Source organism: Pseudoalteromonas sp. SR44-5 (genome assembly GCF_014163675.1).
Lineage (GTDB): Bacteria > Pseudomonadota > Gammaproteobacteria > Enterobacterales > Alteromonadaceae > Pseudoalteromonas > Pseudoalteromonas rhizosphaerae.
Window position 1 is genome coordinate 87750 of the sequence record NZ_JACJDT010000012.1, and the last position, 13683, is coordinate 101432.

11 protein-coding genes are annotated in these 13683 nt (G+C 38.0%); 10 read left to right on the forward strand and 1 reads right to left on the reverse strand.

All coding sequences use genetic code 11. The annotated features are described in order from the left end of the window. Window positions 1-276 precede the first annotated feature (276 nt). From H5154_RS09195 to H5154_RS09205, 3 genes are all read left to right on the forward strand, one after another. Window positions 277-2472 (forward strand): LruC domain-containing protein, encoded by a 2196-nt coding sequence (locus H5154_RS09195; protein ID WP_182718085.1) that lies wholly within the window; start codon window positions 277-279, stop codon window positions 2470-2472. Next, window positions 2472-2936 (forward strand): hypothetical protein, encoded by a 465-nt coding sequence (locus H5154_RS09200; RefSeq protein WP_182718086.1) that lies wholly within the window; start codon window positions 2472-2474, stop codon window positions 2934-2936. The genes H5154_RS09195 and H5154_RS09200 overlap by 1 nt, the downstream gene beginning before the upstream one ends. 89 nt (window positions 2937-3025) lie before the next feature. Next, complete coding sequence (locus H5154_RS09205) at window positions 3026-3988, forward strand: endonuclease/exonuclease/phosphatase family protein (RefSeq protein ID WP_259398483.1); 963 nt, start codon at window positions 3026-3028, stop codon at window positions 3986-3988. 81 nt (window positions 3989-4069) lie between these two features. Here the strand turns inward: H5154_RS09205 and H5154_RS09210 are convergent, their stop codons facing one another. Beyond that, entirely contained in the window at window positions 4070-4996 is a 927-nt protein-coding gene (locus tag H5154_RS09210) for a glycosyltransferase family 2 protein (RefSeq protein WP_182718087.1), read from the reverse strand. Between the two features lie 210 nt (window positions 4997-5206). On the opposite strand from H5154_RS09210, the gene H5154_RS09215 reads away from it, so the two are divergent. The 7 genes from H5154_RS09215 (at window position 5207) to H5154_RS09245 (ending at window position 13678) form a co-directional block, all read left to right on the forward strand. Beyond that, complete coding sequence (locus H5154_RS09215; protein ID WP_149980659.1) at window positions 5207-6358, forward strand: glycosyltransferase; 1152 nt, start codon at window positions 5207-5209, stop codon at window positions 6356-6358. Between the two features lie 9 nt (window positions 6359-6367). Continuing rightward, a complete protein-coding gene (locus tag H5154_RS09220) occupies window positions 6368-7780 on the forward strand; it encodes a lipopolysaccharide biosynthesis protein (protein ID WP_182718088.1) in 1413 nt (470 codons plus the stop codon). Continuing rightward, window positions 7773-9125: an O-antigen ligase gene (locus H5154_RS09225; RefSeq protein ID WP_182718089.1), complete on the forward strand. Its 1353-nt coding sequence runs from the start codon at window positions 7773-7775 to the stop codon at window positions 9123-9125. The genes H5154_RS09220 and H5154_RS09225 overlap by 8 nt, the downstream gene beginning before the upstream one ends. A gap of 4 nt (window positions 9126-9129) precedes the next feature. Beyond that, on the forward strand, window positions 9130-9834 hold the full coding sequence (locus H5154_RS09230; protein ID WP_182718090.1) for an acyltransferase: 705 nt from the start codon (window positions 9130-9132) through the stop codon (window positions 9832-9834). A 4-nt stretch (window positions 9835-9838) separates the two neighbouring features. Continuing rightward, window positions 9839-10975, forward strand: a complete 1137-nt coding sequence (locus H5154_RS09235; RefSeq protein ID WP_182718091.1) for a glycosyltransferase — start codon at window positions 9839-9841, stop codon at window positions 10973-10975. 131 nt (window positions 10976-11106) lie between these two features. Next, entirely contained in the window at window positions 11107-12600 is a 1494-nt protein-coding gene (locus tag H5154_RS09240; RefSeq protein ID WP_182718092.1) for a GNVR domain-containing protein, read from the forward strand. 1 nt (window position 12601) lies between these two features. Beyond that, on the forward strand, window positions 12602-13678 hold the full coding sequence (locus H5154_RS09245; RefSeq protein WP_182718093.1) for a glycosyltransferase: 1077 nt from the start codon (window positions 12602-12604) through the stop codon (window positions 13676-13678). Window positions 13679-13683 lie beyond the last annotated feature (5 nt).

The window sequence follows — 13683 nt, forward strand, 5'->3', positions numbered from 1 at the left end:
TTTATTTAGTGAAGTTTACTCAACTGCCGAAAGTATCCTAGTGAGGTGATTAAATTTTAACGTATTAATAACCGTATTTTTGTTACGGCAATGATGACTGTTTAAAAAACTCCCGCATTTTAACGATTATTTGTACTTAGTTGCATAATGCAAAAATGGTCGTTGCAAGTTGCATCTTTCATCTTCAACTTTATTTTATTTTGTTTTATTTCAATGCTTTATTTTTTGGAATGATGCCTGCATTGGTACAGTTACTTAATGATTGAGGGCTTACTAATGAGATTAACCCATTTAGCCATAGCGTGTTTAGTTTCACTTCCTTGTGCTGTATTTAGCCAGCCATTCGATAATTGCCCTAGTCAGGCATTTTTGATGCAGGATGCAAAGGCACAGCTTTACGGTATAGATTTAGTGTCGGCTAAACCTACGATTTTATCATCGGCTTTGACGTTTGCTAGCGAGGCAAATAATGAAAGTGTGAATGCCGTCGGTTTTAATTACAAAGACCAATACTTATACGGTTTTAGCCGACAATCGCCTAAAAGCGTGGTGCAAATTGGTAGCAACTACGAAATGAAGCGGTTAAATGTTACTGGCCTACCCGATACTAATTTTTATGTAGGTGATATTCAAGTGACTGGTGAGCAAGCAAATCAAAGTGCGATGTATTATGTATATACTCCCAATTTTGGTTTATATGAAATCAATCTAGAGGATGATCTAGATGCCCCCATAACTGCTCGGCTACTACCTGCAACCGACACATGGAACTTAGGTATATTTGATTTTGCATTTCATCCGCAAAGTAACCTGTTATACGCAGTTGAATCAAATGGTGATTTGCATGAAATTAACGTTGCAGAAAATACTACCAAGTTTATTACTCAAGTTGATATTGGTGATGATACGGGCGCATTTGGTGCTGCCTATTTTGATATCAATGGTCAGTTTTATTTTAGTAATAATAAAAGCGGAAAAATTCACAAAGTTGATTTAAGTATTAGTCCTGTTGTTGGTTATACGCCTGTTGCTAATGTGTTTACATCGGGCCCTAAGTCAAGTCAGAACGATGGGGCTCGTTGTGCTATTGCCGAAGTTGAGGTAACAGATAGTTCGATTGATTTTGGTGATGCTCCTCTACCTTATAACACCAGTTTAGAGCAAAGCGGAGCCAGGCATTTATTCGATCCTAACAGCACTGGCAGTAATCTGATTTATTTAGGCGATACAGTCGATGGTGAAAATATCAATACTGATGCCGACTTAATCAATAACCCAGTTGATGCATCAGATGATGGGGTGAGCTTTGTGACGGCAATATCGGCGGGTCAAGATAGCCAAATTATTGTAAACGCCTCTGCGAGTAGCTTTTTATATGCATGGTTTGATTGGGATCAAAATGGCGGCTTTAGTGAAAGTGAGCGCATAATAACTAAATATCAACTTAATCAAGGCGATAACAGTATTTTAATTAATGTACCTAGTAATGTTAAAGCTGGGCAGACATGGGCTCGTTTTAGGGTAACTGATGGCTCGGAAGCTTCGCTTATTACTGCCACTGGCGGTGTTTTAGGTGGTGAGGTGGAAGATTATGAAATAACAACATTTGCTAGTGCTGTATACCCAGGAGAAAACGATTGGGTGACACTTGCTTATGAAGATAAATGGCCTTTTGCAGGTGATTATGATTTTAATGATGTGGTCGTAAATTACCGTACTACTCAGCTCATTGAGGGCACTAATGTTGTTGGTTATAAAATTGATGGCCAGTTAATTGGTGTAGGAGCAACCTATCATAATGGCTTTGCGGTAAGCCTTAAAGAGACGGTAAATAATACAACTTACTCAATTTTAAGTAGAGAAGTCGATGCCGATAACATTCGGTTTGTGATTAATGGCGAACTACAAACAGGCTCATTTTTGGAAGCAAACACAGAGCAGGCTATTTTAATTTTTATGCAAGACACTTGGCTGCATGTGAATAAGCAATCAGGGTGCGAGTATTTTAGAACGGAAAGTAATTGCGACGTCAACAGCAAAGTAACTTTTAGTATGACTATCCCATTAAAAGTCCCTAAAGCGAAAATATTATCCCCCGGAACATTATTAGACCCTTTTATTTTTGCTACAGAGGGCTTTTATCATGGCGATTTTTTAGTTGGTAAAAATGCGCGCAGCTGGGAAGTACACATGAAAAATCAAGCGCCCACAGAAGTATTTGACGCGACTTTGTTTGATCTCAGTGGTGCAGATGATGTGAGCCAGCAAGAAAGTGGTTTGTTTTTCTTAACTGAAAACGGCCTACCATGGGCGATTGAAGTAGGAGTGCAATGGTTACATCCACTTGAAGGTGTAGATATAACCGATGCCTACGATAGCTTTGCTAATTTTGCTCAGTCGTCAGGAAAGCAAAATCCACAATGGTTCAATCGCTACAACAGCAATAATGTGGCAGTTAGAGGAGAACAGTAATGAAAAAATTAACCGTTATTTTATGCTTATCATCATTTTTAGTTGCGTGTGGTGGTGGTGAAAGCGAAAGTACTGCGGCAGTACCTGCAGCTGTTGAATCACTACCATCGAGTGTCGTTCCTATCACCATCGACTCAGCCGGAATGGCCAGTTTAGTGATAGATGATCGTTTTGATTTATCAACGAAATTTAAACTAAAGATTGATGTAGATCTCTCTATAGGTGACGTAAGAGCTTACTTAAATATTTGCCAAAAAAAGGCCAATAGCCTACGTGCTGATTATGGAAACTGCTTAGTTAGAGCTCCTTTATCGCAAGGATCTATAAAAACTACGCTTGCAATGAGTAGACAAGATATCGAGCTGATTGCAGAAATTTGGTTTTACGATACCAGCACTCAACCCCTTTCATTCGCATGGCAGTTTGATACACAAGTAGAACATCAGATGTTTGAAATAAGGTAGTAAAAGTCAAAGGTAAGCAGTAACGGTAAAGTGATCAAGCTAAAGAATACACCTAGGTATATTCTTTATACTAGTTAGGGTAGTGATTTATGTTGAAGTTTCTTAATGATAACAATGGCGATCTTTTGCAAAAAAAGAGGCTAGTAAAATTTTTTGTCGCAGCAGCTGCGTTTATGCTAATTGCGATTGCCTATAATCCTTCGCAATATTATTACGCTGATCTTTTAGTATCATTGCGTATGCCATTACTAGTTATTGCCTTATGCTTTGCCATGTTGCTTTTAATTATAAAAGCAACATATTTAGGTGGGTCGCTATCAATTATATGCTTGATAAGTTTGAGTTCATTATTACCATTGCATTCGTTACCAAGTGAGCAAACCAAAAATGCGATTTCGATAAAACAAATAAACTTAAATTATAGTAACCCGTTTATTGAATCGCACTTAGTTCGCTTACAAAAACAATCTTGGGATGTATTAATTCTGCAAGAGTTTAGTGATTTAAATCGGCATTTGCTCTCTCGTTTTTTAACCAAGGCTAGTTTATTTGGTTATCGTGAAGTAGAGGGGATCCCTTACGGCATCGTTGTTATTTCGCGTTTACCTATAATTTATAGACAACAAGTAAAACTTCAAGGGGATAGGTTAGGTTACATTAAACTGCGCTTGTTATTTAATAATGAAGTTATCACTACGTATATTGCCCACCCACCATCACCAAGAACCAAGCAGCACTGGGAAAATAGAAATATTTTACTCGCGGCGCTGCATGCAGCAGCAATACAAGAGCAAACACCATGGCTAATTGCAGGTGATTTAAATATTGTCCCTTGGTCACGTTATTTTAGTTGGCAAAGTACACAAAGTTGTTATGGAGCAAGTCCTTATAGCAGTTTTATGCCCTTAAATATTAAGCCGACACTGCTAACCGGGTTACCCATAGATCACTGTGTTTTTGACGAGCAATTTACGTTAAACAGCTTAATAGTGAGTAATCTTGCAGGAAGTGATCATAAGATGCTTAGTTACAGTTTGAGCCTTCATGATTAACCAAAGTTCAGCTTAGTTAGTTAATAAAAATAGCATGCAGGATTAACCACATGCTATTTGATTAAATAAACCAATGCGGATTTATTTTACTGTAATGGCAAAGGTCATTTTTAAGTCATGTAGTAAATGACGTAGGTTTCGCCTATGTGGAAAAAGTGTGAATGCAGCAGTTGCAATCGATAGGGCTTTAAATTTAGAACCTATTTCTCGATAGTACTCACCATAGCATTCTAAAATGCGTGCTTGTGCTTTTATTTTTGCCATAAAGCCAGCATCATGTTTACAACGCGAGACAATTTCTTTCATTGCATTGAGTCTGTTTTTACGGTTTGCAGTAATAGAACCCGCTCTCATCAAGTAATCCATTGCGATACGCGGTGAAAACGCAACATCACCGATCCTTGCAAGTTTTAACCAGCAATCCCAGTCGCTAGCGCTATTTAATTGGTTATCAAATCGGCCAATATAATTAATCGCTGAACGCTTAACCACAACCGAAGATGTGCCAATTACATTAGCAAAAATCAGTAAATCCATTGGGCATTTTAAATTTTGATAACCCATATTATTTTTATCAACAAATTTTGAAAATTCAGGCCAAAAAGAAAAACAATCGACAATGGGTTCATATTCTTCGTTAATATGCATATAGTTTGTGAAACTTAAAACGCACTCTGAGTGCTCTTTCATATAGCTTAATTGTTCGTATAACTTATCATCACTCCAGTAATCATCAGCGTCTAAAAAAGCAATGTAATCACCTTTTGCTGCGGCAATAGCGCGATTTCTTACATTGACAACGCCAGTGTTTTCTTGCTCTATAACAATTAACTGGGGAATTGTTGTTTGGGCGGTTTTTAACCACTCAACACTACCATCTGTTGAACCATCATCAACCACAATAATTTCTAAATTCACGTTTTTTTGTTTAACAACACTACTAATGGCTTTGGCTAAATATTGTTTACAATTGTAGTTAGGGATAATAACGCTTATTTCTATACTCATGATCCGCATCCTAGTTTTATAAATTAACTAACTAAGTACTACGCAAGTTCAGCGCCAATTATTTTAATAGGTTTGCGAGGGGGTTTTTGTCTAATGCTTTGCATTTTGCAACAGATGTTCGCAAATTGACTTTTTAATCATGTTTTTGGTGTGTTTTAACTGGGCATGCTTCTTGCGAAATAACCATAAGTTATATTTGGAGTGTTGAGCATGAAACATATTGGCATTGTGGTACCGAGTTTCCATATCCCCTCAGAAACCTTTGTGGTAACTGAGATAAACGCATTAGTAAGAGCTGGGCACAAGGTCAGTGTTATCACCTTTGCAAATTTAAATAGTTGTACCAATCTTGATAGCAGTGTAAACGTCATTACTATTGAAAAATCGTTGTTATATGCGGCCAAGTTTGCCATGAAAAAACCGCTGGCAGCATTTAAAGCGGCATTAACAGCAACAAGGTTTACCTCAATCTCGGTCACTTCACTGCTTGGCTACGGATTAAATATTGCTGACATAATCAAACAACATGGTATTTCCCACATACACTGCCACTTTATGCATGCGCCTCTGGCGTACTCAATTATAGCCAGCAAAATTGCAGGCATTAGTATCTCCTCGATTGGCCACGGGCATGACGTATACGTTAATGATACTGATCTTAGGCTGAAACTCTCATTGTGTAATTTCTCCGTGGCCGTGTGCAAAGATATGGCTGAAAAGTTAGGTAAATACAAAGCGGGTAAAGTTGAGTTGCTGCATTGTGGAGTTGATCTAAGTTTATTTAACGCAACGCCTAACCGACTTAATGAGTCTGTGAAACTATTATTTATTGGCCGTTTAGTTGAAAAAAAGGGACTACAATTTTTACTACCCGCAATAAAAAAATTAAATAAAAAATACTCAATATTTTTAGATGTTGTTGGTGAAGGCCCTTTGATGAACGACCTAAAGTTTTTATGTGAAAAGTTAGGCATTGAAAAAGAAGTTAGATTTTTAGGCAAGCAAACGCCACTGTGGCTATCAAAAAACACCAGTAATTACTCTGCGTTAGTTGCGCCATTTTGCATTTCAAGTAACGGAGATAGAGATACTGGTCCGGTGGTTTTAAAAGAGGCTATGGCTAGTGGTATTCCAGTGCTCACAACTCAATTAATGGGAGCCAAAGAAATTGTTAATGACTCGGTGGGCTTTAAGTGTGAGCCGTCGAGTATTTCAGGGTTGGAGAAAATTTTAACGGAGTTTTGTGAATTAAATCCCTATGAGAGATACGCCAAAGGAATTAACGCCAAACGCTTAGTTGCAAATAAGTTTAACGCCAGCTCACAAGCTAAAAAATTGTCATCTTGGGTGCAAAACTCTTAAGGAATAAAGATGAATGGATTAAAGCAAATCGCCTATTTTGGACTATCAACCTTGTTACTTAAGGGGCTTGGCTTTGCTTTGTTGCCTATATCTACTCGTCTTTTAAGCCAAGCTCAATTTGGTGAACTAAACTTTTTAGTTTCTATTTCCGCTATTATGTCTTTGTTGTTGTGTTTAGGGTTACCCGAATTATTGTTCAAGCAACAAATGAAAAATGCGGTTTATAAACAAGCTTTGTTTAGAGACGCGATTATTTTATGTAGCGTTTTGAGTGCGTTGTTTGTTGTTATTATGGTGTTATTTACCAGCTCATTTAGTGTGTTATTACCCATCTCCATTAATAAACTTGATCTGCAGTTATTAGCGGTTAATTTAGCATTTTCAGCTGTGCTATCCATTGTGTTTTGCTTTTTAAGATATTACGAAATGGCTAAGCAGTTCTGCTTTTTAGCTATTTTACAAGGAGTGGGGCAAACGCTACTCACCATTATATTACTTTACCTTGGCTATGGAGTAACGGGGGTTATGGTGTCGGGTGCTGTGTCGAGCTTTATTGTGCTGATGATTTCGTTATGCGTCATTGGCCGCACAATTACGATTAGTTTTAACTATGTTCCTTGGAATATAAGTTATAAAAATAGTTTGTTTTTATTAAGTATTATTGCTTCATCGCTGTTTGTGTATGCAAATAATGGCGCTGAAAACTGGTTTATTGCAGCCAGTGTCGGAAAAGAAAAGCTTGCCCAATATTATGTGGCAATGCAATTTGCAGTTATGACTTCGTTTACCTTTGAACCGATCAGAATGTGGTGGTTTTCTCGTCGTTTTAATGAATTAACTTCTTGTCGCACTCGTTATGTTTCTTTATGTGAGCTAAGTTTAGAAATCGCAATTGCGTTGTGTGCAGTAATGCTTATTGTTGCGCCTCATTTATTTATCTTGGTTTTACCACAAGGTTACTTACTAAATTCTTGGCTTTTACCCAGTTTAATATTTATTGTTGTACTTAGGCATCACAGCGATCTACTCAATATTGGTTGTTATATTCATTTTAACGCACTATTTGTCACTATTATTAATGCTGTTAGTGCAGCTTGCGTACTAATAGCATTGGGTATTCTAGTGCCTAAATGGGGAGTGCTTGGTGCAGTGGTCAGCTTAGTATTTGCACAAACTCTTAAAACAGTGTTGTTTGTTGTTGTTAGCCAAAAGCTCGAAAATCTGGCATTTAGTATTCAGCGATTAGTACCTAGCTGGCTCTGTTTTATTAGTGTTTTTGCCCTGAGCGTAAGTGAAATTACTCATTATGTAATTTGGCAAATCGCGGCTTTAGTTTGCCTAATAGGCGTTTTATTTAATAAGTATCAAAACAGAATAATGGCAATACTGAATCAGTATGTAACAAGGAAAGCACATGGTTAATTGGTATAAAGCGCATTGCCATTTAATAAATGGCTTGGTGATTACTGTGCTCATTTTAGGTTTGTATTCGCTATTTGGCCCCATAGCCGCTTTTGCCTTGTTGCTATTACCGTTTGCGGGTTTTTTGGCGATACGTATTAGCACCGTGTTTATTATATTATTTATTTTGTTTAGCTATTTTAGAATCCACGAGGCGTTTGTTTTTCTAATGCCGCTTAAAATTCCTAAATTACTTGCTTTAGCATCTTTACTGGCTATTGCATGGCATTTATTTGTATCTAAAACTTTAAAACCACATTGGAGCTCTACGCATCTTATTTTTGTAATTTGGTTCGCTTGGCTCACGGTATGCGTATTTTCAGCTTCAAATAGAGGCGTTGCTATTGAGTATTGGTCTGGTGTGTTGGTTAAAGTATTTATTATGGTATTTGCTATTAGCTGGTGGTTAACGCGGTTTTCGCATTTTAGTTACATTAGGCTGGGTATTATGATCTCAGGTGTCACTATCGCTTTAGTGGCGTTGAATAACAAAATAAATGGTGTGGGGTTAGTTGAAGGAACTAGAGTGACTATTTCACGGGAATATCGCTCGCAATTAGGTGATCCCAATGATTTATCTTTGGTGTTGATGTTTCCTGTTTCATTTTTAGCAGCTGAACTTTTTGATACAAATAGTAATAAGTATCGACGTACTTTTGCCGGAGTTGGTTTGATCTTGGCTATTTCCGGTGTTATTGCCACTCAAAGTCGTGGTGGTTTATTAGGAATAGCCGCTATTTTAAGTTTCTTTTTATATCAAAAAGTCAAAAATCCCTTCGTAGTGGCTATGTGCGGTGGTGTCGCTATGCTTGCCATGATGATTTTTGCTGGTATTTCTGACCGACAAAGTGGTGGTGCGGCAGAAGGAGGTGTCGATGAATCAGCTATGGGTAGGCTCTATGCTTGGCAGGCTGCAATCAATATGGCGTTGTCTAATCCATTAACTGGCGTTGGAGTTAATAATTTTTTTGTAAATTACTATTTTTACAGTCCTCATTGGGATGGCAAGAATCATGCAGTACATAGCACATGGTTTCAGGTGTTAGGTGAAACTGGCTTTGTTGGCTTTTGTATTTTTTTACTCGTGATAGCCAGTATTTATCGAAGTCTGTCGCGGGTTTATTGTATTAATAAACGTAGTTTTAATCCTGAAGTGATGGTGAACGCTAACGCATTAAAGGCCGGTTTAATTGGCTTTATGGTTGCGGGCACTTTTTTAACTCAAGCTTTTACATGGCCACTGTATATTATTCTGGCTCTGACTATTGCACTAGAAAAGCTTACTATAGAAAGTAATAAGGAATAACAATATGTTGATACAGCTTAAACTTTGGCTAAAAAATAGTAATAATCCATTAGCGACATGGTTGTTTCAATTTGCAAAGTCGCTTCGCAATCCGCAAATCATCGTAATCCCTGTGCTACATGCTTCACTTTACTATTTGCATTATTTTATAAAAGAGTTATGCCATGAGCTAGTTCGGATTTTTTATTATACACCTTTATTTAAAAGCCAAATTAAGGGCAGTAAAAAGCGCTTATATTTATATTCAGGTATGCCGCAAATACTTGGCAAGTTAAAAATTGAATGCAAAGACGATGTGAGAATTTCAGGGATCAGCACCTTATGTGGGCGGGTGAGTAATGAGCGAGAGCCGCTACTAAGTATTGGCAATAATGTTGACATTGGTTGGCAAAATGCTTTTTCTGTAGGGCGCACCATTATTCTTGAAGACGATGTCAGGCTGGCAGGACGAGTTTTTTTAGCCGGTTTTCCTGGGCATCCAATTGACTGTGATCGCCGCGCTAACTCTGAAAGCGATGATGAATCTCAAATTGGTGACATTATAATAAAACGCGGTGCTTGGCTGGGCACTGGAGTGACTGTACTGGGCGGTGTCACAATCGGTGAGGGAGCGATAATTGGTGCGGGAAGTGTGGTTACTAAAGATATTCCTGATTTTACTATTGCTGCGGGAAACCCTGCCAAAGTAGTTAAAAAAATTAAGGAGTAAGTGTATGAAATTTATTGTATTTGGTGAAGACTGGGCGAGTCATCCAAGCAGTACTCAACATTTATTTTCAGAGCTTGCTAAGCAGCATGAAGTACATTGGATAAACTCCATTGGTATGCGAAAACCAAGCGCTAAATTTCATGATATTAAACGTATGCTCAGCAAGTTAAAGCAGTTATTTCGACAGTCTAAAACTGCTGCAATAGCCACACCCAACAATATGACTATTTATAAGCTGCCTGTATTACCTTGGCACGATAATAGACTCATTCGATGTTTTAACCGCTGGGTTTTTTCTCGTTACCTTGCACCCTCAACTTGTAGTGAGCCGATTATGTATTGGTTAAGTGTGCCAACTGCACACTATTTATTTGATAAAAAAACCACTGATAAATTAATTTATTATTGCGGCGATGATTTTTCTGCGTTGGCAGGGGTTGATGCTAAACTCGTTGCCCCCTTTGAGCAGCAGCTTATTAATAGCGCAGATCTTATCTATGTGATCAGTGAGTTATTGCTGGCAAAGATGCCCGCTACAAAAACAAAAATGCTGACCCACGGCGTAAGTTATGAGCTATTTACAAGCGACGTTGAAAAAGCCGATGAAATACAAACTATAAAAGAACCTATTATTGGCTTTTACGGCAGTATTAATGCTTGGTTAGATATTGCGTTATTAACCGCCTTGGTGGCTGCAAGGCCGCATTATCAACTCGTGCTTATCGGAGATATTGTGACTCCTGTTACACAGCTATTGCAGTTTAAAAATGTTACGCATATTGGCGCAGTTAGCCACGACCGTTTAGTATCGTTTTCTGCTCATTGGGATGTGTCGATTTTACCTTTTGTGAATAATGAGCAAATCAGAGCGTGCGATCCGCTAAAACTTAAAGAATATTTAGCGACAGGTAAACCGATTGTCGCAACTGATTTTCCTGCAGTTAGTAATTATACGCCGCATATTTTTATTGCTCACTCTAGTCATGATTTTATTAACAAGGTCGATGAGGCGCTTTCGTTAACTCAGCCACAATTAACATTATTAAACAGCGTACAAAAGAATCTAGCAAAAGCGCACAGCTGGCAGGCAAAGGCGCTTATTGTTAACGAAGACCTGCTGCGACTAAATCCTCCACATTGAGCATTAAAATGTAATCTTGGCGCGCCCTGTGCAACTACCTTATTAAACTAGGCTATTTACAGTGTAAATTTTTATTATGCAAATAGCCGTTAAATTTCGCATTGCAATATGCAAATTAATAGGTAGGGATTATGTTAGTTAGAGAGCAAATAAAAAGGTTACTTTATTTAGCTTTGTATGCAGTTTATACAAGGGCGAAACTATTTGTTTTGCCTCTGTTCATCGTACCTGTTGTGGTTATTTTACTCGCTGCAACTGCGCAAAAGCAGTACACAAACCATGCAACAATCTTAATAGAAGAATCTGCATTACTAAACCCATATTTAGATGACTTGTCTTTTTCGTTTGATTTATCAAATCGTATGGCTGCATTACGCACGCTTGTAATAAGTCGAAAAGTGTTGATAGCTGTTGCTAAAGAAACAAACTTAGTTGCTAAAGATGCAAGCCCTGCTGCTATTGAAAAAATTCATCAAGAACTCTCACAAGCGCTTTCTTTATCACTGGTTGGTGATGAATTGGTGCGAGTTAACTTTACTTGGCATGACCAAACTCAAATGAAAGCAGTATTAGAAAAAGTGGTTGAGAAATTTATAGAGAGTTTATTAGCACCAACCAAGGCCTCGCTTGATACGTCTGAGCAATTTTTTTATCAACAGTTAGTCAGTTTACGAGAAGAACTCGAGGTTTCTGAAGAGTCGCTAGCTAATTTTAAAGCTAAAAATAGCAACACTTTACCTGCTGTTTTACATAGCAATAGACAAACGTTCGATAAGTTACTGAGTGATCAACAACAAAAGTCTATCGTCTTATCAGGTGCAAAAGCCAAGCTTGAAGCGCTAACAACAAAAATGGGCCAAGCAAACCCAATTTTAGGACGCATAGAAGAAAAAATCATTAATGCCGAATCACAGTTGAGCTTTTTAAAAACCCGTTATACCGAAAAGCACAGTAAAGTCGTGTCGAAAAAACGTGAACTGCTGAGTATTCGAGCTCGCCAACAGGCTTTAATAGAAAGTGGCAAAAATCTAGATGCAACAAACATAGATCAACTTTGGCAAATGGCCAATACACTTCCTGATGGCAAAGACAATGAAAGTAATGTGCTTGTTTCACAGATACTTGCATTAGAAGAAGCAAAAAACACTGTGCTCCAACATCAACAAGAGTTTGCCATGTTGGAGCAGCAAGTTAATACGGTGAGTGAAAGATTATTAGTTACAAGCGATATAGAGAAACAATTAAGAAAGCTAGAGCGGGATTACGACGTTAAGCAATCACTTTATAAAGATATGCTGGGACGTTACGAAATGGCAAAAGTAACGGGTAAATTAGTTAAATATGAAGGGCCTGACAAAGTAAAAACCATAGAACGAGCTTACAGCCCAACCCAGCCAATCAATACCTCTTTAGTAGTGGCGATTATTTTGGGGATTGTTTTAGGCATATTTACAAGCACCACCTGTGTATTTGTAGCGACATTATTTGATAGTCACTTAAAAGATATTCAAACCATTGAAAAACTATCTGCTTTGGAAGTAGTTACTATTTTACCTATTGTTGGCAAAGGTTCATTACATGTTCCTGCTAGCCCATCAATGCACTTTATTAATAAGGGGAGTTAGCATGAACGTCCTACATTTAGTTCAGCACTTTAAAATAGGTGGCCTTGAAAAAATGGCTGTGACCTTAATGCAAAAAAGCCAATTCGCAAGCACCAGTATTATTGTTTCGCTAGAGGGCAATGAGCAAGAAGCAGTTAGTGAGTGGCCTGCTTTAGCTTTATTTGAACAAAAACTGATTAGCTTAGATAAAGCGCCTAGGTTTGATCTAAGTATTATCAAAAAGCTCACTGAAATAATTAAAACACACGAGATTAAAGTGATTCATAGTCATCACATTGGTCCCATGTTGTACGCGAGTCTAGCTTGTCTTACAAATACTCAGGTAAAGCATGTCTCAACTATTCATGATGCTTGGTATTTAAAGAGCTTTAAACAGCGTTTAATTACCAAAACACTTAATAAGTTAACTAAAATTCACTGGGTTGCAGATGCACAAGTGGTCGCGAATGAATTTTATAATGAAACAGCGATCACGGCAGATAAAACCATTCTGAACGGTATCGACTTACAGCAGTTTAATCACATCAATGAAGCAACCGCACGGCTCAAACTTGATCTTCCTGCTGATAAAAAGTTAATTGGTTGCTCTGCACGATTAGAGCCGGGGAAAGGGCATTTGGATCTCATTAAACTACTGCCTTTGCTGCCTAAAGACATCGAATTAGTGTTTGCTGGTAATGGTAGCTTACGCTTTTCGTTACTCAGTGCGGCAGTATCGCTTGGGATGGTAGAACGAGTGCATTTTTTAGGAAATGTACAGCATATGCAGCTATTTTACTCAGCTATTAACGTTATGTGTCTTTATTCACAAAGAGAAGGACTGCCCTTATCAATTTTAGAGTCAATGGCGTGTGGCAAAGTAATTGTGGCGACTGATGTTGGCGGTATCAGCGAGGTCGTTACAGAAGAGCAAGGCATATTAGTCAAGCCAAATGACTCTTTTGGCCTAAAAATTGCGCTATTGAAAGCATTAGACATGAAATATGGGCTGTGTATTCGAGAGCATATTCTCTCAATTGCAGATGCAAACAAAATGAGTGAAGCGTATGACCACTTCTATAATGGCTTAGCTTCATAAGGGGA